The sequence below is a fragment of the Jannaschia sp. 2305UL9-9 genome, from assembly GCF_041403465.1.
Taxonomy (GTDB): Bacteria; Pseudomonadota; Alphaproteobacteria; order Rhodobacterales; family Rhodobacteraceae; genus Jannaschia.
Genome location: NZ_JBGEHM010000002.1, coordinates 97152 through 123306, shown reverse-complemented (window position 1 = coordinate 123306; position 26155 = coordinate 97152). Strand labels below are relative to the sequence as shown.

Below are 26155 nucleotides of genomic sequence, written 5' to 3'. Positions count from 1 at the left end.
CAGCTTCCATAACCACGCAGTCGCCGTGATAACTTGGGCGACCCAAAGGCCGGCAAGGACCTGTGTGATGCGAGCATTTCGGACAACTGCCCTTATCGGTGCCGCGTCGGTTGCGCTGAGCGCCGCCTCGGCTGCCTCGGCTCAGGAGCAGAGCCTGTCGACCAGTTCCTATGGCGTGCCCGGCCTGATCGACATGCCGTCCGCCCGGATGCAGCCCGATGGAGAGTTGGTGACCAGCGTTGCCATCCTGTCGAACGGGGTCGCGCGGACGCAGCTGTCGTTTCAGCTGACACCCCGTATCCAGGGCGTCTTCCGGTATGCGACCCTGCCGGATTTCCTGCCCGTCGGTTCCGGGTTCATCCGGACCTATGATCGCAGCTTCGACTTCCGCTACCAGTTGTTCCGCGAAGGCCGCCTGATGCCGGCGGTCACGGTCGGATTGCAGGATTTCGGGGGCACCGGCATCTACAGCGGCGAATACCTTGTCGCAACGAAAACCATCAACGACCAGCTGACGGTTACCGGGGGCATCGGCTGGGGTCGGCTTGGCACCAACGGCAGCTTTTCGAACCCGCTGAGCGCGATCAGCGACCGGTTCGACACGCGTCCGGGTTTCGTGCCCGGCTCCTCCGGGGGGGAGTTTTCGACGGGACAATGGTTCCGCGGGGACGCGGCCTTGTTCGCGGGCGTCGAGTACCGGCCGACGGACCGTTGGACGCTGAAGGCGGAATATTCGTCGGATGCCTATCTCGAGGAGGAGGCGCGCGGCATCTTCACCCGGAAGACCCCTTTGAATTTCGGTGTCGAATACAGGGTCAACGATGGCATCAACGTCGGTGCCTATGTCCTCGGTGGCAGCGAGGTCGGACTGAATCTGCAATTCGGGGTGAACCCAAAGCGGCCCCCGCAGGGCAGCGGCCGCGACCCGGCGCCACGCCCCGTGACCGTCCGCCCCGCGCGCAGCGACATCCCCGAGGCCTGGACCACGGTCTGGGTTGGAAACGAGGCGGTCGAGACGGCCGTCGGCACCACGCTTGATGCGCTGATGACCGAAGCAGGCCTTGAACTGATCGGCTATGACCTGTCCGCGGATCGGGCAGAGGTCCGTTTCCGGAACCCGACCTACATATCGCAGGCGCAGGCGATGGGCCGGGCGGTGCGCGCCATGTCGGCGATCGTGCCCGCTTCGGTCGAGACGTTCGTCCTGATCCCCGAGACGGCGACCAGCCTTGCCGGGGGGGCCGTGGTTCTGCGGCGCAGTGACATCGAAGCCTTGGAAAACAGCCCGAATGGCGCAGCCGAGGTGCTGGCGGTTGCGGGCCTCGTGGATGCGGTCACGGTGCGGGATCAGGGACGCCGCTATACGGAAGACGCCTATCCGCGCTTCAACTGGAACCTCGGGCCCTACTTCGGCTACTCCCTCTTCGATCCCGACGATCCGCTGCGCTATGACATCGGGGCGGAACTGTCCGCCAGCTGGGAGCCCGTGCGCGGCATGGTGGTCGAAGGCGCCCTGCGTCAGCGTATCGTCGGAAACCGGGACGAATCCAACCGTCCGAGCAATTCGGTCCTGCCCCGCGTCCGGACGGATACGCCCGAGTTCCTGAAAACCAACGATCCGTTCATTCCCTACCTGACGGCGGAATATTTCTTCCGGCCGGGCAAGGACCTGTATGCCCGGACCTCCGCAGGCCTGTTGGAGGACCAGTTCGGCGGTGTCTCCGCCGAACTGCTTTGGAAACCCGTCGCCTCGCCCCTGGCGATCGGGCTGGAGGTCAATCAGGTCCGGCAGCGTGATTTCGATGGATTGCTCGGGTTTCAGGATCTCGACGCCACCACCGCCTTCGTGTCCGCCTACTACGACCACGGAAATCGGTTCTTCAGCCAGGTCGACGTCGGTCAGTATCTGGCAGGCGATCGCGGGGCGACCTATCGCCTGACGCGCGAGTTTTCGAATGGCTGGCAGGTCGGCGCCTTTGCCACCATGACGAACGTCAGTGCCGAAGATTTCGGGGAAGGCAGTTTCGACAAGGGCATCTTTCTGAGCCTGCCGGTCAGCTGGCTGACCGGGCGTCCATCGCGCGATCGCGCGGGCGTCGAGATCAAGCCGATTCAGCGGGATGGCGGGGCACGGTTGAATCTGCGGCATCGCCTCTATCCACAGGTGCGCGATCTGTCGGATCCGCAACTGGGCGAACAATGGGGACGGTTCTGGAGATGACCATGCTGATGCGTATCGCCCGCCCGGTCTGTCTTGCCCTGTCCATCGCTCTGGTTGCGGCGTGCAGCGGTGGCACCAACGTTGAACAACAGTCGGATGGCGGTGTGGCCAAGCTTGCCGCGGTGCGGTTGTTGTCGATCATTCCGGGGCGGGCCAGTGCTCCGGCGACGCCGGATGCCCGTCAGGTTCTGACGCCCGAATTGCTGAACGGATCCTCGACGCCCGTCCTGCTGGTTGTCCTGCAGGAGGCGAACACCGCGTTCACGATGATCCCGACGGCGGTCAATTTCGGCACCGAACAATGGCGCGACAGCGGGAGCGGTGCGTTTCTGCGGCGTAACGGGATCCTCGTCGGCACGCGGGGCCTCGGCTTCGATCTCTTGACAGCTGATGTCGCGGGTCTGTCGCAGGCTTTGCGCCAAGGTGGTGGCGAAGACGTCCTGCGGGTCAATCGTGTCCTGAATGGTCAGGATCAGGTTGTTGCCATGCGCTACCTCTGCCGGGTGATCCCGGTCGGCCGGGAAACGCTTGATTTCTATGGGGCCCGTCATGGCACGACCATCTACGATGAGGTTTGCGAGGGATCGGGCGCACCCTTCGTCAACCGGTATTGGGTCGATTCGTCGGGCACCGTCCGCCGCGCGTTGGAGCAGGTGACGGAGACCTTCGGGCAGGTCGAGATTTCACTGTTGCGCGATTGAGTGGCTCGTCGTGCTGCACTGCAGCAACATTTTGAGCGGGAAGCCGCTGCAAATGCGACGTTGACGGTTCGAAAGGGCAGGAAATCTTGAACAGGTACGGGGCATGGCTTAGGACAATGACTGTGCACACTCGATGGAGATTACTCTTATGAAGAACCTGATTGCCCCTGCGGCAGCCGCGCTTCTCGCGGTCGCCCCCATGGCGTCCTTCGCTCAAGCCGCAGTTGACTGCGACGCGAACCCCGACGCCGACGCTTGCGTCACCGCCGCGCCGGCATCGCAGACCACCGTTCTCGTCGGCCCGAACATCGACGAAGCGACCGCACTGGCCATCGGCCTTGGCGGCCTGCTGCTCGTCGCAGCTCTCGGCGGTGGTTCCAGCGGCACCACGACGACCACGACGACCACGACGACGACCACTCCCTGATCTTATTTCAGATCGGAAGAGAAACAGGGCGGGCCTTCGGGCCCGCCTTTTTCATGGCGAATGACGGCAAGGTTTCGAAACGCACCATCAGGCGCGTTTGCCGATCACCTCGATATCGAGAAGGGACAGAACCCGCGTTTCGATGTCTTCGGCGTTCAAGCCTGCTTCCGCATACATGTCGCGCGGCCCTGCCTGATCGATGAAGGCATCGGGCAGCACCATGGAACGATATCGCAGGCCGGTGTCGAAACAGCCCTCTTCGGCCAATAGATGCGCCACGTGGCTGCCAAAGCCGCCAACGACGCCTTCCTCGATCGTGATCAGGGCCTCATGCCGGGCGGCAAGGTCCAGGATCAAATCCCGGTCGAGCGGTTTCGCGAACCGCGCGTCCGCGACCGTCGGCGTGATGCCACGGGCAATCAGGCTTTCGCGGGCCTGCTCGATTTCCACCAGACGGGCGCCGAAAGACAGGATCGCGATACGCTCACCCTCGTGCACGATGCGGCCCTTGCCGATTTCCAGCGGAGTGCCACGTTCCGGCATCTCGCATCCGACCCCTTCCCCACGGGGGAAGCGGAAGGCGATGGGCCCGCTGTCATGGCGCGCCGCCGTCGCGACCATGTGGCAGAGCTCCGCCTCGTCGGCGGCGGCCATGACGGTAAAGTTCGGCAGGTTCGCAAGATAGGCGATATCGAAGCTGCCGGCGTGCGTGGCCCCGTCGGCCCCGACCAATCCGGCACGGTCGATGGCAAAGCGCACCGGCAGGTTCTGCAGGGCGACATCATGGACAACCTGATCGTATCCGCGTTGCAGGAACGTCGAATAGATGGTGCAGAACGGCTTCATCCCCGATGCGGCAAGTCCCGCACAGAAGGTCACGCCATGCTGTTCGGCGATGCCCACGTCGAAACAGCGCGCGGGGAACCGCTCCGCAAACAGGTTGAGGCCCGTGCCGTCCGGCATCGCGGCGGTGATCGCCACGATGCGATCGTCGTCCGCCGCTTCCTTGATCAGGTTCTGGGCGAAGACCTTGGTGTAGGATGGCGCATTGGAAGGGGCCTTCTTCTGTTCGCCCGTGACGACATCGAACTTGGCCGTGGCGTGCCCCTTGTCGACGCGCCCTTCGGCGGGGCGGAACCCCTTGCCCTTCTGGGTGATGGCGTGGATCAGGATCGGACCGGTCGCGCGCACCTTCACCGTGCGCAGGACCTGCAACAGCTGATCCATGTCGTGCCCGTCGATGGGCCCGACGTAGGAGAACCCGAGTTCCTCGAACAGGGTGCCGCCGACGGTCATGCCCTTCAGCATTTCCTTCGCCCGGCGCGCGCCTTCCTGGAATGGTGGCGGCAAAAGGCCGACGGCGCCCTTGGCGGCGGCCTTGAATTCCTGGAATGGCGCACCGGCATACAGCCGCGACAGATAGGACGACATCGCCCCGACCGGCGGCGCAATCGACATTTCGTTGTCGTTCAGAACGACGATCAACCGCTTCTTGAGGTGGCCCGCGTGGTTCAGTGCCTCATAGGCCATGCCGCCCGACAGGGCGCCATCCCCGATCACTGCAATGGCGTCGCCAACGTCGTCCGCACCCAGTTCCCGGCCCATGGCAAAGCCGAGCGCCGCGCTGATCGAGGTCGAGGAATGGGCCGCGCCGAACGGGTCATAGGGGCTCTCGGTCCGCTTGGTGAAACCCGACAGGCCGTCCTTCTGCCGGATGCTGGACATGCGGTCGCGACGACCCGTGATGATCTTGTGCGGATAACATTGGTGCGAGACATCCCAGATCAGCTTGTCGCGCGGTGTATTGAACACCGCGTGCAAGGCCACCGTCAGCTCTACAACGCCGAGGCCCGCGCCAAGATGCCCGCCTGTCTGGCTGACCGCGTGGATGGTCTCGGTGCGCAATTCATCCGCAACACGGCCAAGGTCCAGATCGGACAGGGCGCGCAGGTCGGCGGGTCCGGCAATCCGGTTCAGCAGAGGGGTCGAGGGTTGGTCGGTCATCTCATCTCACCTGTCGCGAGTCACCACGTAGCGGGCTACGTGGACAAGGGTAGCGGCATTTGGACTGTAAGGCAAAAGTGACAGTTCTGCCTGTTCCACCAGTGCGGTCGCCTGCGCGCGCGCCGCCTCGGCCCCGAGCAGGGACACGAAGGTCGCCTTGCCGGCCTCGGCGTCCTTGCGCAGGGCCTTGCCCGCCTTTTCGGCGTCCCCTTCCACGTCCAGAAGGTCGTCGGCGATCTGGAACGCAAGGCCCAGTCTGGCGGCATAGTCGATCAGCGGTGCCGGATCCGCCCGTCCCAGCAAGGCGCCCGCACGACACGGCCATTCCAGAAGGCGCCCGGTCTTGAGGCGCTGCAACTCGGAAATCTGGTCCAGTGTCAGCGGCGCAGTGGCGGTCTCGGCCGCGATATCCATCGCCTGGCCCCGCACCATTCCGGCCGCACCCGATGCCCGGGCCAGGCTCAGGACAAGTTCGGCGCGCACATCCGCATCGGGGTGGGTTTCCGGGTCCGCCAATATCTCGAACGCCAGTGTCTGCAGCGCATCGCCCGCCAGCACGGCGGTTGCCTCGTCCCACTTGCGGTGGACGGTCGGCTGGCCGCGCCGCAGGTCATCGTCATCCATGCAGGGCAGATCGTCGTGGATCAGGGAATAGGCGTGCATGCATTCGATCGCGACGGCAACGCGCAGGGATTGGTCGCGGGGCACGTCGAACAGATCGGCCGCCTGCAATGCGAGGAAAGCGCGCAGGCGTTTTCCACCACGGGTGGCATAGCGCATCGCCTCGGCCACCGGGTCGTCGTCGAATGCCCCGAGAATGGCGTCGAGCGCGTCCTGAACCTCTGCCTGTGCGCGGGACAGATCCGCGGCGAAGCTCACATCCCCTCGGGCGTGGTCGTCCCGGTCGGCTGGCCCTTGGCATCCAGCGTGATCTGGCGAACCTTGGCATCCGCCTCGGTCAGCTTGGCCTCGCAATGGGCCTTCAGCGCGGCGCCGCGTTCATACAGCTTGATGGATTCGTCCAGCGGCACATCGCCGGAATCGAGCCGGTTCACGACCTGCTCCAACTCGGAAATGGCCTGCTCGAAGCTCAGGGTCTTCACATCGTCACTCATCGCCACGCCTCCTCAGAACGTCCACATGCGCGGCCACGGATCGGGCCAGCGCGTCGAGGTCATAGCCGCCTTCGAGGCATGACACCACCCGCCCGCCGCAATGGCGGTCGGCAACATCGCACAGCTTTTCGGTCGCCCAGACATAGTCGTCCGTCTCCCAGTTCAACTGCGCCAGCGGATCATCCCGGTGGGCGTCGAAACCGGCCGAGATCAGAAGCAGATCCGGGGCAAACGCGTCGAGGCCCGGCAGGATCCTGTCCCGCATCGCATCGCGAAACGCCGCTCCGTCCGAGGCCGGTGCAAGTGGAATGTTGCAGATGTTTCCGCTTGCGCCCGTCTCGGAGGGGGCGCCGCTGCCCGGCCAGAGCGGCATCTGATGGGTGGAGTAGAACAGCACGCGCGCCTCGTCCCACAAAAGGTCCTGCGTGCCGTTGCCGTGATGGACGTCGAAGTCGACGATCCCGATGCGCGACAGGCCGTGACTTTCCAGCGCATGTCTGGCGGCGATGGCGACATTGCCGAGGGTGCAGAACCCCATCGGCGTTTCCCGCTCCGCGTGGTGACCGGGCGGGCGCATGACGACGAAGGCATTGGGTGCCGCCCCGGACAGGACGGCGTCCACCGCCTGAACCGCCGCCCCGGCGCCAAGCCGCGCGGCACGCCAGGTTCCGGGCGACAGGAACGTGTCGGCATCGAGCTGCGACCATCCCTCTTCGGGAACGGCGCCCGCAATCCGGTCCAGATAGGCTTGCGGATGGCATCGCAGCAGGTGGGCATCCGTCGCCTCGACCGCCTCTTGCCGGTCGAGTGGCATGCCCTCCAGCGCATCGAGGATCCTGCGCAGGCGCGCTACCTGTTCGGGATGCCCGGGCGGGTTTTCGTGTTTCAATGCGTCGTGATGGGTAATCAGAAGGGTCATTGTCCCCACCTTCCTCTGGCCAGAAATACCTCGGGGTCCGGGGCAGAGCCCCGGCGCTCTCAATCGGGGGCCAGCATGTAGCCTTCGCCGCGCACCGTTTGCAGGTAGCGGGGCTGTTTCGGGTCCGCTTCCAGCTTGCGGCGCAGGCGCGTGATCTGCACATCGACGGCCCGTTCGTTCGTCTGGTTGCCGTCCCGTCCCAACCGCTCGACCAGGGTGGTGCGGCTGACGGCTTCGTGCGGGGTGCCCGCAAAGATCCGCATCAGGGTGTTCTCGGTCGCGGTCAGGCGCACCGGATCCTGCCCCTGCCACAGCTCTCCGCGTTCGAGGTCATAGCGGATGGCCCCCAGTTGCAGCATCTTCGGCATCGCGCCGCCCGACCCCAGGGGGGCCCGCCGCAGGATCGCCTTGAGGCGCAGCAACAGCTCTTTGGGCTCGAAGGGTTTCGAAAGGTAGTCGTCGGCCCCCGCTTCCAGCCCCGTGATCCGGTCGGAGGTTTCGCTCCGCGCCGTCAGCAGAAGGACCGGCATGTCCCGCGCCTCCCGGATTTCGGCGCACAGCACATAGCCGTTGTCGCCCGGCATCATCACGTCGAGGATCGCGATATCGAAATCAAGACCGGCCAGCAGCCGCCGCGCATGATCGGCATCGCGGGCGACGGTCGTCAGGTATCCGTTGCGGACCAGAAATTTTTGCAACAGGGCGCGAATACGCTCGTCGTCATCGACCAGCAGGACATGCGCCTGATGGTTCGGCGCCGGGACGGGGGCTTCGGGGATCATTTTTCGCCTTCCCTGACGGCTGCGAAGACACGGCGCAGTTCCGGGTCCATCATATGCTCAAGGACGTTGCGAAATCCAGCGACCGCCTCGGGCCCGGCCTCGCGGAAGGCGGCGCGCATCCGGCTGCGCTGGGCAATCGACAACTCCGCCTCGAGGGCGGCGCCCTTTTCCGTCAGATACAGGTGACGTTCGCGCCGGTCACGGGTGCCCACACGCGCCTCGACCAGATCGTCGGCCACGAGGGTGCGCAGAACGCGGTTCAGGGATTGCTTGGTGACGCCCAGGATGGTCAGCAGGTTGTTGACCGTGGTGCCGGGCGACCGCTGAATGAAATGGATGGCCCGGTGATGCGCACGCCCGTAATCCATGTCCGCAAGGATCCGGTCAGGATCGGCGGTGAATCCGCGATAGGCGAAGAACATGGCCTCGATCGCGCGTCGCAACTGTTCGTCAGTCAGGAAAAGCAGGATGTCGCTGTCGCTTCTGTCGTCCGCCATCGAGGCCTCTTTTTCCGTGTGGCTGGAAACTACGTCAGCCTTATTGACATTCCAAGACCGCATTGATAGCCAAAATTCGATTTTCACGCAATATTATGTCTCAACCGCGTAAGTTTGCGAAACGAATGGGATGGAGGGTGCGATGGCTGGTTCCTATGCGGATCTGACGGGCAAGATATGGATGGATGGCAAGCTGGTCGATTGGGGGGATGCGAATGTGCATCTGCTGACCCATGCGATGCATTATGCCAGTGCCGTCTTCGAAGGGGAGCGGGCCTACAACGGCAAGATCTTTGAATCGCGCCGTCATTCCGAACGCCTGATCGAAAGCGGTCGTCAGCTGGACATGGAGATCCCTTGGACGGTCGACGAGATCGAGGCCGCCAAGTACGAGACGATGCGCGCCAACGGCCTTGAAGATGCCTATGTGCGTGTTCTGGCCTGGCGCGGTGCGGGCGAGGACATGGGCGTCAGCAGCGCGCGCAACCCGGTTCGGATGGCCGTGGCGACCTGGGCCTGGGGCAACTACTACGGCGATGCCAAGACGCGTGGCGCCAAGCTCGACATTGCCAAGTGGAAGCGGCCGTCGCCCGAGACCGCGCCAAGCCATGCCAAGGCCGCGGGCCTCTACATGATCTGCACCATGTCCAAGCACGCCGCCGAGGCAAAGGGCTGTTCCGATGCGATGATGTTCGATTATCGTGGCTACGTGGCCGAGGCGACGGGCGCGAACATCTTCTTCGTCAAGGACGGCGAGGTGCATACCCCCGATCCCGATTGCTTCCTGAACGGGATCACGCGGCAAACCGTCCTCGGCATGCTCGAGGAACGACAGGTCAAGGTCCACGTGCGCCACATCATGCCCGAAGAGCTTGAGGGCTTCGAGCAGTGCTGGCTGACCGGGACGGCGGCCGAGGTGACGCCGGTGGGGCAGATCGGGGATTACAACTTCGAGGTTGGCGCCCTGACCCGCGACATGTCGCAGGCTTACGAAAAGCTGGTCCGGGCCTGATCCTGCGACCGGAAAACGAAAGGCCCCGTCCGGAAGAACGGGGCCGATCTAATAGTCGAAACCTGGCAGGGTCTCTCGTAGTGTCCCCGGCTCGGCGCACTGGGTGGGGGCTAGAAAACGCCGGGCCGGGGATCATGAGCTTTCGCTCCTACTGGGGACGGTATGACGGTGTGGCTGGGCGATTCTCGGGTCGCGGCGTGCCCGGGCGCGGGTCATTTCACGGCGGGAATATGGCGGGGTTAACGCGGATTGTCGCGGCCTTGCGCTTGATCCGGGCCGGATGCCGCGTAACTGTATCTGCATGACAGCTCATATTCCGGTTCCCACGCAGGCCGCCCCCGAACAGGTCAATTTTCACCGAACCGAACTTTCGGTCATCCTGTCGCTGTATGGCCGCTTCGTCGCGGCCGGCGAATGGCGCGACTACGGTATCTCGGCCCTGCGGGAAGTGGCGGTCTTTTCCGTGTTCCGCCGCACCGCCGAACAGCCGATGTACCGGATCGAGAAACGCCCGAAGATGGCGGCCAAACAAGGCATGTATTCCGTCATCGGGATGGACGGACGGATCTTGCGCCGTGGTCACGATCTGAAGACGGTGCTGCGCGTGCTGGAGCGCAAGCTGATCCGCGCGGTCGACTAGCCGGGTCAGGCAAGGCGTCGGCGGGCTGTGATCTCGCCGCTGAGGCCGGAGGCGCCATCGGCACTTGCCGCAATTCTCTGGCGCGCTTCGTTGAGAGGTTCGTAGGCGACGGCCATGTGATGCGCGTTCGCATGCAGCAGCATCGTGTCCGACGACATCATGCCGACGTGACCTTTCCAGAACACCAGATCGCCACGCTGCAACGGCTCCCCCTGGTGCAGGGCACGGCCGAGGCCCGCCTGCTGATCGCTGTCACGGGGGCAGTCGATCCCGCAGGCGTTCAGGGCCTGCTGCACCAGCCCGGAACAGTCGATACCCCAGCGAGAGCATCCACCCCACAGATAGGGCGTGCCAAGGAACATGTCGGCGACGCCCACCGGGTCGGAAAACCGCGCGCGCAGGCGTTGCAGGTGCTGTGTCGGGATGAAGTGACCGGTCGAGACCTTCTGGAAATCGCCGAGGTCGGAGGTGACGCGCACGTGGCTGCCGAAGAAAATCGCCACTTCCGGCGGGGCCTTGAGGCGCGCCTTGGGATAGAGGTGCGTGGCCGGGGCGGCGACCCAATGGGTGGCCGCGTCCTGCCGGGACAGGGCGGCGGACAGCACATAGCCGCAATAGCCGTCGCGCAGGGATTGCCCGAAGGCATATCCGTCGCGCTCGTCGATGACGCGGAAGGCTTCTCCGAACAGCAACTGGCTGGACCTGTCGCCGCGGGGTGCGTCCGACATGTTGACCAGCGGTTGCTGCACCGTGCGGATGGTCCCTTTGACATAGCGCGTCGCCTCGACGATGCCGCGCAACTCATGCGCGGCGGCATAGCCGTTGGCGGGCGTCATCCGCGGGTCGAGCGCGCTCATGACGGCAGGATCCCCGGCAGCGCATCCAGAATGGCGCGCGCACCCATGCCGACACCGCCCTTGGGGCGGGCCGGCTGTGCGGTCGGGTTCCAGCCGTAGATGTCGAAATGGACGAAGCGGGACTTGGTCACGAACCGGTCGAGGAACAGCGCCGCCGTCACCGACCCTGCGAATCCGCCACCCGGCGCATTGTCGAGGTCCGCAATGCCCGGCTCGATCATCGTCTCGTAGGGGCGGTGCAGCGGCATCCGCCAGAGCGGGTCGCGCACACGCTTGCCGGCCTGCGACAGGGCAAGCGCAAGCGCGTCGTCATCGGTGTAGAAGGGGGCAAGATCCGGCCCAACGGCGACCCGCGCGGCCCCGGTCAGGGTCGCCATGCAGACCGTCAGGTCGGCGGGCGTCTCGTCCGCAAGGGCCAGAGCATCCGCAAGCACCAGCCGCCCCTCGGCGTCGGTGTTGTTGATCTCGACCGTCAGGCCGTTGCGCGCGGTCAGGATGTCGCCGGGGCGAAAGGCATTGCCCGCCACGGCGTTCTCGACGGCCGGGATCAGGACGCGCAGGCGCAGGGGCAGGTCCAGCGCCATGATCATCGACGCAAGGCCCAGCACGGTCGCCGCCCCGCCCATGTCCTTCTTCATCAGGCCCATGGAGGCGCCGGGCTTGAGGTTCAGGCCACCGGTGTCGAAGCAGACGCCCTTGCCCACGAGGGTCAGGGTCGGACCGCTGTTGCCCCATGTCATGTCGATCAGGCGCGGCGCGCGTGTCGCCGCCCGGCCGACCGCGTGGATCATGGGAAAGTTCCCATCAAGCAGCGCATCGCCGGTGTTCACGTTGATGTCGGCCCCATGCCGCGAGGCGAGCGCGCGTGTCGCGGCCTCCAGCTCGTCGGGGCCCATGTCGGCGGCGGGCGTATTGATCAGATCGCGCGTCAGGGCCTCGCCCGCGGCGATGGCCTCCAGTCGGGCGGCGTCCACGCCCCGCGGCACCCGCAGGCGCGGCGCATCAGCGCCCGATCCGGCGTATCTGGTGAAACGGTATCCGGCAAGCAGCCAGGCAAGGGCCGCCTCTTCCTGTGCGTCGTCGGACAGATCACCATCCAGGGCGTAAGTGCCGGGGCCCAGTCCGGCGGCGGCCCGCGCCAGCAGGAAACGGTTTCGCCGGTGGTCATCCGGGGTGCCCCAGCCGAACAGGACACGGGCAATGGACATGTCGGGTGCGGGCATGCGCAGGATCTGTCCGGCCTTGCCGGTGAACTGATTGGCGGTGACCCAATCGCGAACGGGGTCGTCCTGTCGTGCCAGCCAGCTTTCGAAATCAGCCGCGGGGACCAGACGGATCGGTGTGGCGTTGGCGTCTGGGGCGGCGAAGGTGGCAGTCATGCGGTCACTCGGGTCTGGAACGGGGCAGCGCCCGACACACTAGTCCCCCAGACCGTCGCCGCAAGGCCGCAGTGCGCGCGCGGTGCTATGCGACCGTATCGTGGCGCACCGTCCATTGGGCAATGGTTTCAGGCTCGCCCAGGCGCAGCATCCGCTGAGCGCAGGCCGGCAGGGCAGTGGCGTCACCGGCATCGATGCAATCCAGCACGCCGACCGCCGCCCGTTCCAGCGTGCGCATGCCGATGGTCTGCGCCAGCGCGATCAGGTCGGAGCAGGTCCGGATCAGGCCAGTGTCATGGGATCCGGCAAGCTGCAGCCTGGCCAGCGACAGCAGTTGTTCGATCTGCGACAGGCTGGTGGCGATCACGATTTCTGTCCGGTGACCGTGTCGGGCGCACAGATCGGCCAGAACGTCGTGGTCGAACTCCACGAGTTCCTCGAGCATGATTGGTGTCAGCGTCGTCACGGTATGGGTCATCTTGCACCTTGGTCCTGTTACAGCCCCCACGGCCTGATCCACGGTTTCCCGTCCATTCGGGGCAAAACCGTGACACGCCGCCGGCGACGATCGGCAGAAACCGCTCGAATTGACTAAAGGCATTCCATACAAGGACGCTGGATCCGATGGAGAATGGGCGAATGAGACAGGTCAAGCCGTTGCCGAAATCGCTGATTCAGCGCTATCACGGCTGGAAAGCGACGACATTCGCCGAGAATGCCGCGTGGTATCGCCGGTTGGCCCAGGATGGTCAGCGTCCGCGCGCCATGGTGATCAGCTGTTGTGACAGCCGCGTGCATGTCACGTCGATCTTCGGGGCCGAGCAGGGTGAATTCTTCATTCACCGCAACATCGCCAACCTCGTCCCCCCGCATGAGCCGGATGGCCTGAAGCACGGCACCTCGGCCGCGATCGAATACGCGGTGCAATCCTTGCGGGTCGCGCAGATCATCGTTCTGGGCCATTCCCAATGCGGCGGTGTGCGCGGCTGCGAGGAGATGTGTTCGGGCCACGCCCCCGATCTGGAGCGCGAGGACAGCTTCGTCGGTCGTTGGATGGACATGCTGCGCCCCGGCTGGGAAAGCGTGCGCCACCTGGAGGACGAAGCCACCCGGCTGGAAGCACTGGAAAAGCAGGCGGTCCTGATCTCGCTCGACAACCTGATGACGTTTCCTTTCGTCGCCGCCGCCGTCGAGAGCGGCGACCTCGCATTGCATGGCCTGTGGAACGACATCACGCAGGGCGAACTGGAGATCTACGACGCGGCCAGCGACCGTTTCCTGCCGCTGTGACCGCAACGGGCGGGCCGTTTGCCGCGACGTGGACAGACCACACCAACATGAGGGGATGAGATGGACCTGATCGACCTTGCCCTTGGCAACCTTCTGTCACCGATCATCCTGTCCTTCGCGCTTGGCCTTGCGGCGGCGCTGGCGCGATCGGAACTGACCATTCCCGAGGCCGTGGCAAAGGGGATGTCGATCTACCTTCTGTTTGCCATCGGCTTCAAAGGGGGGGTGGCCGTCAATGTCGCCGGGCTGGATGCGCGGCTGGTCGGGGCCCTGCTGGCCGGGGCCGTCTTGTCCTTTGCGCTGCCGTTCGCGGCCTTCGGTCTGTTGCGTGTTCTGACGCGCCTGTCCCCCCTCGATGCGGCCGCGGTGGCCGCGCACTACGGATCGATTTCCATCGTGACCTTCGTGGCGGGCACATCGGTGCTGCAGACGGCGGGTATCGCCTCGGACGGGTGGATGGTGGCGGTCGCCGCGGTGATGGAGGCGCCCGCGATCCTGTCGGCCCTGTGGCTGGTCGCGCGCAGCGGCGATGGCCGGTCGATGGATGCGGACCTCTGGCGCGAGATCCTGCTCAACGGCTCCATCGTCCTTCTGGTGGGCAGCTTCGCGATCGGATGGATCACGGGGCAGGATGGCCTCGACCGCATCGCGTCCTTCATCGTCTCGCCGTTCCAGGGTGTCTTGTGCCTGTTCCTTCTGGACATGGGGCTGGTGGCCGGGCGGGGCCTGCGACAGGCGCGCGGCGTGCTGCGCCCCGGCCTGCTGGCCTTCGGTATCGTCATGCCGCTTGTCGGGTCGATGGCGGGGGCGGCGGCGGGGCTCATGCTGGGCCTCGGCACCGGGTCGGTGATGCTGTTCATGGTGCTGGGGGCGTCGTCTTCCTATATTGCCGTGCCTGCGGCCATGCGCGTCGCCCTGCCCGAGGCGAACCCCTCGATCTATCTGACCCTGTCCCTGGGGGTGACATTCCCCTTCAACCTGACGCTGGGCCTGCCGATCTATCTCGGCGTGTCCCGGTTCCTGACCGGAGGCTGATCCATGCAGACCCATCCCGCCAAACGAGTCGAGATCATCATCGAGGCGATGATGGAGCGTCGCCTGACGGACGCCTTGGTCAAGGCCGGGGTAACCGGCTTTACCGTCCTGCCCGTGCAGGGCGGTTCGGGACGGTCGGGTCAATGGTCCCGGTCCGGTGACATCAGCCGCGCGGGCGGCATGAAGGCGGTGGTCTGCATCGTGCGGGCCGAAGCGCTCGACACTCTGCTCGATGCCGCCTTCGACGTGGTCGAGCGGCATATCGGTGTCGTGTCCGTGGTCGATTGTCAGGTTCTGCGCGCCGAACGGTTCTGACGCCCCGGCGGGTGCCGCGCCGGGGCCGTCATGTGCGGCGCCCTAGGGGCGCCAGATCAGGGTTTCATCTTCCGGCCATTCCAGATCCACGCCGATGCGGACCGCCGCCTCGGCGCCGCCGTCCAGCGTGATGTCCCATTCAGACACGCCGCGCAGGTCGTCGACATCCCGGCGGTCGGGGGGCGGGGTGGCGCGGACGCGGATGTCGAGGTCTTCTTCCTCCGAGAAGGGCAGGGCGAACCGCGTCTCGACGGTTTCGGGGCTGTCGGACAGATTGCGCAGCCGGAAGATCATTTCCTGTTCTCGTGTGCCGGAGGTGACGAAGACGCCGCGGTCCCCGGTGGCATTGTCCAGCAGCACGAATTCCAGCCGCAGATGCTGCTGTGCGCCAAAGGCCAGCTCGGTCTCGCCCCCGGCGGCCAGCAGCGGCAGGGCGGTTTCGCCCACGCGGGCATCCTCGCGGAACAGGGTGGCGGTGCCGGGTAGAATGGGTTCCCCGCTGGTGTTCGTGACATCGGCCATCAGGAAGGCCGTTTCGTCGAGGCGCGGCGCGGCGCGGTTGAAGACCCGCGCGTCGAGCGTCACATCCCCGAGCGACAGCGTGACCTGTCCGCCGCCTTCGGGCACCGTAACGGCCGTGGGGTAGACATAAGTCACGACGGGACCATCGAACTGCGGCTCGAGCCGGGCGGCGCTTTCGATGGCAGGCGCGGGGGCGGCCCGGCCCGTCGCGGTGTCCATCGCGAAGGTGTCTGACTGAACGCTGACGCGCGGCTGGGGTTCGACCACCCTTGCGCGGTCGGGTCCGACGAAGCTTGGCCCGGCCTGGGCAAAGGGATCGGCCGTCGACAATGTCAGGTCCACCTCCGACAGGGTCATGCCTGTCCGTTGCCAAACGGTCGCCTTTCGGGTCAGAGTCACCTTCTCGTCGGCATCCAGATGGATGTCATAGACGGGCGACCAGCCCGCGTTCGCCGCGAAGGAGGTCAGGGTCAGGTCGACAGGGCCGGCATCCTCGGCCACGATCTCGACCGCCATCAGGGTGATCGGGCCAAGATCGGCGCCGCTTGCGGCCAGGTCGCGTTTCGCCTGTTCCAGCACCCGGTTCGCGGCATCGCGGGCCTGTTCTGCCGCACGCAGGTCGGCGCGGGCATCCGCACGGATGATCTCCGCCGCCTGTGTGCCGTCTGACACCGCGGTGGCCGTTGCCGTGATCTGGTCCGGGTCGAGGGTGGTCAGCGATGCCCCGGTGACCGATCGCAGGAAAGCCAGCCTGTCATCGGCCGCTTTCATGGCGGCGGCGGCCCGCAGGCGCGCGTCTTCGGCCCGGTGCGTGGCATCTTCCGCGGCCTCCAGCGCGGCTAGCGCCTGTTGCTGATTTGGGCTGAGGTAGGGGCGCCCGTCTGTCACCGCATCCGGCAGGATCTCGACCGTGCCCAGCGTGGCACCGCGCAGTTCGATCCGGGACGGGGCCTGCCGGTCGCTCGGGACGGGGACCAGCAGGCGGTGGCGTCCGGCCGGAACCTCCTCGATGGCGCTGCGGGTGATCTCGGCCCCTTGCAGATAGACAACCGCCGTCTGGACGGGGGCACGGGTCGGGAAATCGGCCGCCTGTCCTGCGAATGGTGCGGACAGACAGGTCGTCAGAAAGAGGATACGGCGCATGAATTGTCCCTGCAAAGATCGGTTTCTGCGCAGTCTTTCACGAGGGACATGGCAAGTCAGCCCCGTCGCCGCACCCCCGCCATCGCATAAGCAAGGCACCGCCGGTGGACAGATGGCGGCGGGTGGATAGTGGCAGTCGGGCCCATGGATCCGGGGGCCACGTCGGTTTGCCCACGCATGCCCCGACAAACAAAAACCGCCGCCACATCGGTGGCGGCGGTCATCGTCGGGGCGCGGCGCCCCTTGCGCCGCGAAAAGGATCAGGCCTTGGACAGAACGCGCTCGACCAGGGTTTCCGCGATCTGAACGGCGTTCAGCGCGGCACCCTTGCGCAGGTTGTCCGAGACGACCCACATGTTCAGGCCATTCTCGATCGTGCTGTCCTGACGGATGCGGGATACGAAGGTCGCGAAATCGCCGACGCATTCGACCGGCGTCACGTAGCCGCCGTCCTCACGCTTGTCGACGACAAGGATGCCGGGCGCCGTGCGCAGGATGTCGCGGGCCTCGTCCTCGTCGAGGAAATCCTCGAACTCGATGTTGATCGCCTCGGAATGGCCGACGAACACGGGCACGCGCACGCAGGTGGCGGTCACCTTGATCTTCGGGTCCACGATCTTCTTGGTCTCGGCGACCATCTTCCATTCTTCCTTGGTGTCGCCGCTGTCCATGAACACGTCGATATGCGGGATGACGTTGAAGGCGATCTGCTTGGGATAGACCTTCGGTTCCTTCTCCTGACCCGGCACATACATGCCCTTGGTCTGGTCCCACAGTTCGTCAATGGCGTCCTTGCCGGTGCCGGAGACGGACTGATACGTGCTGACCACCACCCGCTTGATGCGCGCGCGGTCGTGCAGCGGCTTGAGCGCCACGACCATCTGCGCGGTCGAACAGTTCGGGTTCGCGATGATGTTCTTCTTGAAATACCCGTCGACGGCCTCCGGGTTCACTTCGGGCACGACAAGCGGGACATCCGCGTCGTAGCGATAGAGCGAGGAGTTGTCGATGACCACGCAACCTGCCTTGGCGGCGATCGGCGCGAACTTCTTGGTGGCATCCGATCCGATGGCAAAGAACGCGATGTCCTGTCCGGTGAAATCGAAGGTTTCGAGATCCTTGGTCTTCAGGGTCTTGTCGCCGAAGCTGACTTCGGTGCCAAGGCTGCGACGTGACGCAAGCACCGTAATCTCATCCACGGGGAACTCGCGCTCGGCGAGGATATTCAACATTTCGCGGCCCACGTTTCCCGTGGCGCCGCAAACGACGACCTTGTAGCCCATCTCGATATACTCCTGGGTTGGGAAACGCCTGTCGCGTATACGCGCGGGGCGGGCGCGTAAAGGTCCGTGGACGTCACGATTGGTGATACGTGACATTCCGGGCGATGTGATCGGGCCGGGGCGGCCGCGCGCGCCGGGCCTCGCGCCCCGGGCACGCCTGCGGCATCAGTCGGTGTTGTCGGGGGCAAGGGCATAGATCGCGCAGCCCGCCAGCAACACGAGGGCGAACACCCCGAACAGCGCCTGATACCCCGCCACGCCACCCCCAGCGGCCACGAAGATCGGGCCGGTGGCGAACTGCATGACGCCGACCCCGCCGATGGAGAACAGGTTGAGCAGCGTCACGCCCCGCCCGACGAGGTGCTGCGGAAAGAATGCCCGCCCATGTGCCACGCAGAGCGCATAGCTCGCCCCGAAGAAGCCGACCGCCGCCAGCAGGCCGGTTGCCATCCAGAGGCCCGGCACCGGGATCAGCCAGAGCACGCCGCAGATCGCCGCGCCGATCAGGTTGCCGCCCATCACCACCCATTTGCGCGTGCCGAAGATGCGGTCGGCCGGCCCATAGGCAAAGTTGCCCGCGATCATGGCAAGCCCCATGGCAAGGGTGACGGCCCCGACGAACCGCGCGTCGTAGACATCAGCCACGTAGGGCCCGGCCCAAAGACCGCGCAGACCGGCGGCGGGGGCATAGTTCACGAACAGCATGGGCAGGATTGCCCAGATGGCCGGAATGCGCAGAACATCGAGCAGCGATCCGCGCGGGCCGCCGGCAATCTCCTCCGGGTCGCGCACGAGGCACCAGCACCCGACGGCCGTGGCAACCGTCAGGCCCGCCAGGGCCTGCATCGCCCCGCGCCATCCCAGGATTTCGGCCGCCCAGCCAAGGGGGACGGAGGCGGCGATATTGCCAAGGCTGCCGACCCCGATCAGCACACCGGCCAGCGTGGCGAACACGGCAGGCCGGAACTGTCGCGCGAAGATGAAGTAGCTTGCCATCAGAACGGGCGAACATCCGGCCCCGATCAACCCCATGGCCACGGAGACCTGCCACCCTGCGGTCGCCACCGCAAAGAGCGCGGCGCCACCGCCCCCCGCGACACCCAGCAGGATCGCCGCCGTCCTGCGCGGCCCGATCCGGTCCAGCGACAGGCCCACGGGGATCTGCATGGCGGCGAACACCAAGAACCAGATGCCGGAAGCGCGGCTCAGCTCCGCAGGCGTGATGCCGAGGTCCGCCGTCAGGTCCGGCGCCAGAACGGCAAGGAACGCGCGGTAGAACTGGCTGAGCACATAGGCCAGCGTCAGAATGGCTATTCCGGCGTTCATGATGTCTTCCTCCGGCGCTGTCGGTGACACGGGGGACGCGATGGCGCAAGGCTGGACAGGTCGGGACGACCCATCCTAAGTGTCAATCATGCCTGACAGCCTGTCCCTGACCGCGCCCGCCCTTTCACCCGCCGCGCCCCGTGGGGCGATGTGCACCGATTGTGGCCTGTCGCGGATGGCGCTGGCCCCGCGGTGCGGCACGGCCTGTCAGTTCACCGTCCCCGATTATCCCGCGTCCGAAGACGCGGTGCATGGCGCACCGTCGCAGGATGCGCATTTCGGCCATCACATCGCGATGCATCGCGCCGTCCTGACACCGCCCGCCCCGGGGGCACAATGGACAGGGATCACCACTGCTCTCGCGGCGGACCTGCTCGAACGGGGGACGGTCACGGCGGTCCTGACGCTTGCGCCGGCCCCGGATGATCCGTTCCGCCCCGTGCCCGTCATCGTGACCGACCCCGCGGACATGGCGCAGGTGCGGGGTATGCGGATGGGCTATGCCCCCATCCTCGCACTGTTGGAGCCTGCGATGGCGCAGGGACACACCCGCATCGCCCTGATCGGCATTCCCTGTCAGGTCCATGCACTGCGCGCCATCGAGGCGGACCTCGGCCTCGACCGGCTGTATGTCATCGGCACCCCGTGCAGCGACAATACCACGACTGAGAACTTCCATGCCTTCCTTGCCCGTCTGACGGACACGCCGGAGCGGGTGACCTATCTGGAGTTTCGGGCCGATTACCGCGTCGAGATGCGCTTCGACGATGGCGCCGTGCGCCTGATCCCGTTTCTGAAGCTGCCGTTGTCGGACCTGCCGCCCGATTTCTTTCCGATGACCTGTCGGACCTGCACGGATTACACCAATCGCCTGGCCGATATCACCGTCGGCTACATGGGCGGCGACGGGCAGCAATGGCTGATCGTGCGCAACGCGCGCGGGGAGGAGATGCTGACCGGGCTTGGCGATCGCATCGTCTTGGCGCCCCAGACGTCGGGGGGGAAACGCGCGGCGGCGGTCAAGGGGTTCGCCGCCAATACCGCGCGCGCCGCCGGCGGCCTGCCATTGCGGCGGATGCCGGACTGGCTGCGCCCGGTGGTGGCCTGGCTGCAGCCGCGCATCGGGCCACGGGGGATGGAGTTCGCCCGTGCGCGGGTCGAGATGAAGGCGGTCGAGACGATCCTGCACCTACGACGGGCCATGCCGAACCGGATGCGCCACATGGTGCCCGATCACGTCTGGGCCCTTGCCGCGCCCTATGGCCTGACGCCTGATCCGGACGAACGCAGCGCCAGCAACAGCAGGGACCAGCCGAAAAGCCCCTGACCGTGACGGGACAGCGATGCCTCTTCGGTAAAGGTCAACAGGCGCAGCAGGTGCCCCGGCGACGGCGGCGCGCGGATGACCCATTGCATCGGCAGCCCGTCGAACGTCGCCCAATAGAACAGGTAGTAGACCTGCGGCGACAGCCAGACGAAGCCGTGGAACAGGACAATCGCCAGCCCTGTCCGCCTGAGGCGCCCCGGCCCTGATCGGAGCAGCCGGACCGCACCCAGCCACATCACCCCCGACAGGAAAAGAACGCCGACGATCTGAAGCGGCGTCAAGGTGAACAGGCTGTCCGAGGTATACATCTTTCATCCCCGAGCCATTTCGCCGGACCTAGATGCGCGGCCAGGTCCGCCCGCCCATCGCCGCGACGTGCAACGTGACAGAGCCTAGCCATTGCCGGGCCGTCCCGCCATGCGTTAAGCCGCTGCAAAGCGTCCGAGGCACCGATTGACCCCAACCGCCCATCCCTTTGCCCGTCTGTGGACCGGCTATCTGCGCCGCCACGCATGGTGGATCCTTGCCGCCGTTCTGTTGATGGCGGTCGAAGGCAGCACGGTCGGTGCGCTGTCCTACATGTTGGAACCGATGTTCGACGTGGTTTTCGTCGCCGGACGTGCGGACCTGATCGTCTGGGTCGGACTTGCGATCTTCGGGCTGTTCGTGCTGCGCGGGGTGGCCGGGGTGGCGCAGCGGATCATCATGGCGCGCGTGTCCTTCATCGCCTCGTCGCGCCTGCAACAGGATCTGCTGTCCCACGTCCTGCGCCTCGACAGCGCCTATTTCGGGCGCACGGCACCCGGTCAGCTGATCGAGCGGGTGCAAGGCGATGTGCAGGCGATCCAGAACATCTGGACAGGCATCCTGACGTCGGCGGGGCGCGATGCGGTCGGGCTCGTCTCGCTGATGGTGGTGGCGATCCTTGTCGATCCGATCTGGACGGTCGTCGCGATCATCGGTGCGCCGCTGCTGGTCCTGCCCAGTCTGGTCGTGCAGCGTTACATCCGCCGCAAATCCGTTGCCCTGCGCGACATTGCCGGTCGCCGCACCACGCGCCTCGACGAGATTTTCCATGGCATCACGCCCATCAAGCTGAACGCGATGGAAAGCTATCAGGAAGGGCGTTTTCGCCTCGCCACCGAGGAGATGGTGCGCGCCACGGTGCGCACGCAGGCGGGGCAGGCGACCGTGCCCGCGCTGGTCGATTTTGCCGTGGGCTTCGGCTTTCTGGCGGTGCTGATGTATGGCGGGCCGCAGATCATCGCCGGGGAAAAGACCATTGGCGAGTTCATGTCGTTCTTCACCGCCATGTCGCTTGCGTTTCAGCCGCTGCGCCGTCTGGCCGGGATCGCGGCGAACTGGCAGACGATGATGGCATCGCTCGACCGGATCTACGCGCTGCGCGACACCGTTCCCACGATTCTGGAGCCTGCCACCCCATCCGCCGCCCGACCGAAAACCAGCACCATCGTGTTCGACGATGTCAGCCTGTCCTACGGCGATACCCCGGTTCTGCGCGGCGTGTCCTTCGAAGTGCCGCAGGGCACGACCACCGCCCTTGTCGGCCTGTCCGGGGCGGGCAAGTCGACCGTTTTCAACGTCCTCACCCGGCTTGTCGATCCGTCCAGCGGGCGGGTGACGATCGGCGGGGCCGAGACATCGGATTGGAGCCTGTCGGATCTGCGCGGACTGTTTTCCGTCGTCAGTCAGGAAACCCTGCTGTTCGATGAGACCCTGCGCGAAAACCTCACGCTCGGACGGGACGTGGCGGACGGCGATCTGCGGGCGGCCATGGATGCGGCACATGTCAGCGAATTCGTCGCCGACCTTCCCGCCGGTCTGGACAGCCCGGCAGGCCCGCGCGGCGCCAACCTTTCGGGCGGACAGCGCCAGCGGATCGCCATCGCGCGGGCCCTGCTGCGCGATACGCCGATCCTGCTGCTGGATGAAGCGACCAGTGCGTTGGACACCCGGTCCGAACGCCTTGTCCAGGACGCGCTGAGCCGTCTGGCCGCCGATCGCACCACCCTCGTGATCGCGCACCGCCTGTCGACGATCCGGGAGGCGGACCAGATCCTCGTCCTCGATCAGGGGCAGATCGTCGAACGCGGCACGCACGAAGACCTCATGGCGCAGGGTGGCGCCTATGCCCAACTCCACGATCTGCAATTCAGGAAGGAGGGGTGACATTGGCACAGCCCACCGCACCGACGCCCCCGATCAGGGCCCATATCTTCGGCACCTACCCGGAAGCCCTGTTCTCCAAGCAGTTTCCCGGCACGATCCCCGAATGGGGTGGCGTCACCTTCACCTTTGGCAAGGACGTCGCGCCCGATGCCGATGTGCTGATCGTTCATATCCGGGCCAGCTATTCCATCCCGACGCATCTGCCCAAGGAGCGGACCGTCTTCCTTGCCGGTGAGCCGGAGGTCATCCACCCCTATGCGCGCCGTTTTCTGGAACAATTCGGCCTTGTCATCCTGCCCGGCGACCGGCCGCTGGATACGGAGATCTGGCGCGAGAACCATGGCCAATGCTGGTTCGCGGGCATCGATTTCCCCCCCGAAGGCGGCTTTGGCGAGATCCGCGGCTACGATTGGCTGAACACACTGGAGGTGCCGCAGGGCAAGCTGGACCGCATTTCGGTCGTGACCTCGGACAAGAACTTCACCAGCTATCACAAGCAGCGCCTCGTGTTCCTCGACGAACTCAAGCAGCTGATCCCCGACCGGCTCGACCTGTTCGGGCGCGGCACACGCAGCATCGGCGACAAGGCCGAGGCGCTGTTGCCCTACAAGTATCACCTCGCGCTGGAGAACACGGGCGGGGCCGACACATGGACCGAAAAGCTGTCCGATCCCCTGCTGTGCTGGACCTTCCCGTTCTATGCCGGATGCACCAATCCGCAGGATTACGTGCCGGCCGACGCGTTGCGCCCCATCGATCTGACGCAACCCAAGGTCGCGGCACAGCAGATGGTGGACGACATCACCTCGAACCGCTGGCAATCCGCGCTGCCCGCAATCGCCGAGGCGCGCAAGCGTCTGCTGCACGACTGGAATCAGGCGAACCTGCTGGCCCGCGCGGCGCGTTTCGCGTTCGACCGCCCCGTCGCCGACCCCTCGGGCCGCCGCCGCCTGATCCGCTCCGAACGCTCCCTCTGGCCGGAGCCGGGCACGCGCGGCAGTCTGGGCCAATGGGCCCTGCGCGCCTCGCTCCTGCGTCTCGATCCGAAGATCGAGCTGCGGATGGACCGTTTGGTGCAATGGAACGACGAGTTGAAATCCGCCCGCAGACGGCGCCGCAACAAGCAGAAGGAAAGCCAATGAAAAAGGCCCTCATCACCGGGATCACAGGCCAGGACGGCGCCTATCTGTCGGAGCTTCTGCTGGACAAGGGGTACGAGGTGCACGGCATCAAGCGCCGCACCTCGCTGTTCAATACCGCACGTATCGACCACCTCTTCGACGGCCCTCCGGGGCAGGAGGGGCGCTTTGTCCTGCACCATGGCGACATGACGGATTCTTCGTCCCTGACCCGCATCCTGTCTGCCGTGCGCCCGGACGAGGTCTATAACCTTGCCGCGCAATCCCACGTCGCCGTCAGCTTCGAGGAACCGGAATACACCGCCAATTCCGACGCTCTCGGCCCTCTGCGACTGTTGGAGGCGATCCGGTTCCTGGATCTGCCGACGAAGTTCTATCAGGCTTCCACATCCGAGCTTTACGGCCTCGTGCAGCAGACGCCGCAGACGGAGGCGACCCCGTTCTACCCACGATCGCCCTACGCGGTGGCCAAACTCTATGCCTATTGGATCACGGTGAACTACCGCGAGGCCTATGACCTGTTTGCCTGCAACGGCATCCTGTTCAACCACGAAAGCCCCCTGCGCGGGGAAACCTTCGTGACGCGCAAGATCACCCGCGCGCTGGCCCGCATCAAGCTGGGCACCGGCGGTGTGCTCAAGCTGGGCAACATGGACGCGCTGCGCGACTGGGGCCATGCGCGCGACTACGTCGAGATGATGTGGCTGATGCTGCAACAGGACACGCCCGAGGATTTCGTCATCGCCACCGGCGTCCAGTATTCCGTGCGGGATTTCGTCCGTGCCGCCTGCGCCGCACTGGACATGCAGGTCACCTTCGAGGGCGAGGGGCTGGACGAGGTCGGTCGCGACGCGGATGGCAACGTGATCGTTGCGGTCGATCCGCGCTATTTCCGCCCCGCCGAGGTCGAGACATTGCTGGGTGACGCCGCCAAGGCCCGCGAGAAGCTGGGCTGGACCCCCACGACCCCGTTCGAGACGCTGGTGCAGGAAATGGCCGAGGCCGATCTGGCCGAAGCCCGGATCGAAAAGTCCAACCGGGAGGCCGCGCATGGCTGACTACGACCTGTCGGGCAAACGCGTGTTCGTGGCCGGGCACCGGGGCATGGTCGGATCGGCGATCCAGCGGCGTCTGGCCCCCGAGGGATGCGAGGTGCTGACAGCTACGCGCGACCAGATGGACCTGACCGATCAGACACAGGTCCGCGACTGGTTCGCCGCCAACCGCCCCGATGCGGCGTTCCTTGCGGCGGCGCATGTCGGCGGGATCATGGCCAACGATACCTATCCGGCGGATTTTCTTTACCTGAACCTGATGATCGAGGCGAACGTCATCCACGCCGCGCATCAGGTGGGCGTCGAAAAGCTGATGTTTCTCGGGTCCTCCTGCATCTATCCACGCCTCGCCCCGCAGCCGATTCCCGAGGATGCGCTGCTGACCGGACCGTTGGAGCCGACGAACGAGTGGTATGCCGTGGCCAAGATCGCGGGCATCAAGCTGTGCGAAGCCTATCGCAAGCAGCACGGGGCCGATTTCATCTCGGCCATGCCCACCAACCTTTACGGGACAGGCGACAATTATCACCCGACCAACAGCCACGTCCTGCCCGCCCTGATCCGCCGGTTCGATGCGGCGGTGACCGAGGGGGCGGCGGACGTGACCATCTGGGGCACCGGGTCGCCCCTGCGCGAATTCATGCATGCCGACGATTGTGCCGACGCGTTGGTCTTCCTGATGCAACACTATTCAGGGGCGCAGCACGTCAACATCGGCTCGGGGCAGGAGGTGTCGATCCTCGATCTGGCCCGCATGGTGGCCACGGCGACGGGCTTTGCCGGTGACGTCCTGACCGACCCGTCCAAACCTGACGGCACCCCGCGCAAGCTGATGGACAGCGGGCGGCTGACGGCGATGGGCTGGTGCCCGTCCATCCCGCTGGCCGAAGGCATCGCACGCACGGTGAAGGAATATCGCGCCCTCTGACAGCCGTGCCTTTGGCCTGAGATGCCTTGGCTGGTCCGGGGCCAAAGT

26 protein-coding genes are annotated in these 26155 nt (G+C 65.7%); 13 read left to right on the top strand and 13 right to left on the bottom strand.

Annotation, left to right across the window (positions count from 1 at the left end):
- Nucleotides 1–67: 67 nt before the first annotated feature.
- From V6N07_RS08395 to V6N07_RS08385, 3 genes are all read left to right on the top strand, one after another.
- Entirely contained in the window at nt 68–2221 is a 2154-nt protein-coding gene (locus V6N07_RS08395; protein ID WP_371155581.1) for a YjbH domain-containing protein, read from the top strand.
- Between the two features lie 2 nt (nt 2222–2223).
- On the top strand, nt 2224–2922 hold the full coding sequence (locus tag V6N07_RS08390; RefSeq protein WP_371155580.1) for a YjbF family lipoprotein: 699 nt from the start codon (nt 2224–2226) through the stop codon (nt 2920–2922).
- 133 nt (nt 2923–3055) lie between these two features.
- The gene (locus tag V6N07_RS08385) at nt 3056–3349 is read left to right on the top strand and encodes a hypothetical protein (protein ID WP_371155578.1); all 294 of its coding nucleotides are present in this window, start codon (nt 3056–3058) and stop codon (nt 3347–3349) included.
- 87 nt (nt 3350–3436) lie between these two features.
- Here V6N07_RS08385 and dxs read toward each other — a convergent pair whose 3' ends face one another.
- The 6 genes from dxs to V6N07_RS08355 are packed head-to-tail and all read right to left on the bottom strand — an operon-like array spanning nt 3437 to nt 8666.
- A complete protein-coding gene (dxs, locus tag V6N07_RS08380) occupies nt 3437–5353 on the bottom strand; it encodes a 1-deoxy-D-xylulose-5-phosphate synthase (RefSeq protein ID WP_371155576.1) in 1917 nt (638 codons plus the stop codon).
- 6 nt (nt 5354–5359) lie between these two features.
- Nucleotides 5360–6232 carry a polyprenyl synthetase family protein gene (locus tag V6N07_RS08375; protein ID WP_371155575.1) on the bottom strand — a complete coding sequence of 291 codons (873 nt, stop codon included), beginning with the start codon at nt 6230–6232 and terminating at the stop codon, nt 5360–5362.
- Nucleotides 6229–6468 (bottom strand): exodeoxyribonuclease VII small subunit, encoded by a 240-nt coding sequence (locus V6N07_RS08370; RefSeq protein WP_371155573.1) that lies wholly within the window; start codon nt 6466–6468, stop codon nt 6229–6231. Before V6N07_RS08370 ends, V6N07_RS08375 begins: the two co-directional genes overlap by 4 nt.
- Nucleotides 6461–7387, bottom strand: coding sequence for a histone deacetylase family protein (locus V6N07_RS08365; protein ID WP_371155572.1), 927 nt, complete (start codon nt 7385–7387; stop codon nt 6461–6463). Before V6N07_RS08365 ends, V6N07_RS08370 begins: the two co-directional genes overlap by 8 nt.
- 59 nt (nt 7388–7446) lie before the next feature.
- A complete protein-coding gene (locus V6N07_RS08360) occupies nt 7447–8169 on the bottom strand; it encodes a response regulator (RefSeq protein WP_371155570.1) in 723 nt (240 codons plus the stop codon).
- Nucleotides 8166–8666, bottom strand: a complete 501-nt coding sequence (locus V6N07_RS08355) for a MarR family winged helix-turn-helix transcriptional regulator (RefSeq protein ID WP_371155569.1) — start codon at nt 8664–8666, stop codon at nt 8166–8168. The genes V6N07_RS08360 and V6N07_RS08355 overlap by 4 nt, the downstream gene beginning before the upstream one ends.
- A 142-nt stretch (nt 8667–8808) precedes the next feature.
- Between V6N07_RS08355 and V6N07_RS08350 the strand changes: the two genes are divergently transcribed.
- Both V6N07_RS08350 and V6N07_RS08345 read left to right on the top strand, forming a co-directional pair.
- Nucleotides 8809–9678 (top strand): branched-chain amino acid aminotransferase, encoded by an 870-nt coding sequence (locus V6N07_RS08350; protein WP_371155568.1) that lies wholly within the window; start codon nt 8809–8811, stop codon nt 9676–9678.
- A 301-nt stretch (nt 9679–9979) separates the two neighbouring features.
- A complete protein-coding gene (locus V6N07_RS08345; RefSeq protein ID WP_371155567.1) occupies nt 9980–10318 on the top strand; it encodes a DUF2794 domain-containing protein in 339 nt (112 codons plus the stop codon).
- Nucleotides 10319–10323: 5 nt separating this feature from the next.
- On the opposite strand, the gene V6N07_RS08340 is transcribed toward V6N07_RS08345, so the two are convergent.
- The 3 genes from V6N07_RS08340 to V6N07_RS08330 all read right to left on the bottom strand — a co-directional run bounded on the left by V6N07_RS08340 (nt 10324) and on the right by V6N07_RS08330 (nt 13032).
- Nucleotides 10324–11175: an NlpC/P60 family protein gene (locus tag V6N07_RS08340; protein WP_371155565.1), complete on the bottom strand. Its 852-nt coding sequence runs from the start codon at nt 11173–11175 to the stop codon at nt 10324–10326.
- On the bottom strand, nt 11172–12554 hold the full coding sequence (locus V6N07_RS08335) for a M17 family metallopeptidase (protein ID WP_371155563.1): 1383 nt from the start codon (nt 12552–12554) through the stop codon (nt 11172–11174). The genes V6N07_RS08340 and V6N07_RS08335 overlap by 4 nt, the downstream gene beginning before the upstream one ends.
- 85 nt (nt 12555–12639) lie before the next feature.
- Nucleotides 12640–13032 carry a hypothetical protein gene (locus V6N07_RS08330; RefSeq protein WP_371155562.1) on the bottom strand — a complete coding sequence of 131 codons (393 nt, stop codon included), beginning with the start codon at nt 13030–13032 and terminating at the stop codon, nt 12640–12642.
- Between the two features lie 161 nt (nt 13033–13193).
- Between V6N07_RS08330 and V6N07_RS08325 the strand changes: the two genes are divergently transcribed.
- The 3 genes from V6N07_RS08325 to V6N07_RS08315 are packed head-to-tail and all read left to right on the top strand — an operon-like array spanning nt 13194 to nt 15194.
- Nucleotides 13194–13844 (top strand): carbonic anhydrase, encoded by a 651-nt coding sequence (locus tag V6N07_RS08325; RefSeq protein WP_371155561.1) that lies wholly within the window; start codon nt 13194–13196, stop codon nt 13842–13844.
- A 60-nt stretch (nt 13845–13904) separates the two neighbouring features.
- Nucleotides 13905–14879 carry a sodium-dependent bicarbonate transport family permease gene (locus V6N07_RS08320; RefSeq protein ID WP_371155559.1) on the top strand — a complete coding sequence of 325 codons (975 nt, stop codon included), beginning with the start codon at nt 13905–13907 and terminating at the stop codon, nt 14877–14879.
- A gap of 3 nt (nt 14880–14882) precedes the next feature.
- The gene (locus tag V6N07_RS08315; protein ID WP_371155558.1) at nt 14883–15194 is read left to right on the top strand and encodes a DUF3240 family protein; all 312 of its coding nucleotides are present in this window, start codon (nt 14883–14885) and stop codon (nt 15192–15194) included.
- 42 nt (nt 15195–15236) lie between these two features.
- Here the strand turns inward: V6N07_RS08315 and V6N07_RS08310 are convergent, their stop codons facing one another.
- From V6N07_RS08310 to V6N07_RS08300, 3 genes are all read right to left on the bottom strand, one after another.
- Complete coding sequence (locus V6N07_RS08310) at nt 15237–16859, bottom strand: DUF4139 domain-containing protein (protein ID WP_371155557.1); 1623 nt, start codon at nt 16857–16859, stop codon at nt 15237–15239.
- Nucleotides 16860–17119: 260 nt separating this feature from the next.
- Nucleotides 17120–18142, bottom strand: coding sequence for an aspartate-semialdehyde dehydrogenase (locus V6N07_RS08305; protein WP_371155556.1), 1023 nt, complete (start codon nt 18140–18142; stop codon nt 17120–17122).
- 165 nt (nt 18143–18307) lie between these two features.
- Complete coding sequence (locus V6N07_RS08300; protein ID WP_371155555.1) at nt 18308–19468, bottom strand: MFS transporter; 1161 nt, start codon at nt 19466–19468, stop codon at nt 18308–18310.
- 88 nt (nt 19469–19556) lie between these two features.
- Here V6N07_RS08300 and V6N07_RS08295 point away from each other — a divergent pair, with 88 nt between their 5' ends.
- On the top strand, nt 19557–20795 hold the full coding sequence (locus tag V6N07_RS08295) for a Coenzyme F420 hydrogenase/dehydrogenase, beta subunit C-terminal domain (RefSeq protein WP_371155553.1): 1239 nt from the start codon (nt 19557–19559) through the stop codon (nt 20793–20795).
- On the opposite strand, the gene V6N07_RS08290 is transcribed toward V6N07_RS08295, so the two are convergent.
- The gene (locus tag V6N07_RS08290; protein ID WP_371155551.1) at nt 20726–21103 is read right to left on the bottom strand and encodes a hypothetical protein; all 378 of its coding nucleotides are present in this window, start codon (nt 21101–21103) and stop codon (nt 20726–20728) included. The genes V6N07_RS08295 and V6N07_RS08290 overlap by 70 nt on opposite strands.
- 145 nt (nt 21104–21248) lie before the next feature.
- On the opposite strand from V6N07_RS08290, the gene V6N07_RS08285 reads away from it, so the two are divergent.
- From V6N07_RS08285 to V6N07_RS08270, 4 genes are read left to right on the top strand one after another with little or no spacing between them, the layout of a single operon-like run.
- Nucleotides 21249–22985, top strand: a complete 1737-nt coding sequence (locus V6N07_RS08285) for an ABC transporter ATP-binding protein (protein ID WP_371155550.1) — start codon at nt 21249–21251, stop codon at nt 22983–22985.
- A gap of 2 nt (nt 22986–22987) precedes the next feature.
- Complete coding sequence (locus V6N07_RS08280; protein WP_371155549.1) at nt 22988–24127, top strand: hypothetical protein; 1140 nt, start codon at nt 22988–22990, stop codon at nt 24125–24127.
- Nucleotides 24124–25182 carry a GDP-mannose 4,6-dehydratase gene (gene gmd, locus V6N07_RS08275; protein WP_371155548.1) on the top strand — a complete coding sequence of 353 codons (1059 nt, stop codon included), beginning with the start codon at nt 24124–24126 and terminating at the stop codon, nt 25180–25182. Before V6N07_RS08280 ends, gmd begins: the two co-directional genes overlap by 4 nt.
- Nucleotides 25175–26107, top strand: coding sequence for a GDP-L-fucose synthase family protein (locus tag V6N07_RS08270; RefSeq protein ID WP_371155547.1), 933 nt, complete (start codon nt 25175–25177; stop codon nt 26105–26107). Before gmd ends, V6N07_RS08270 begins: the two co-directional genes overlap by 8 nt.
- Nucleotides 26108–26155 lie beyond the last annotated feature (48 nt).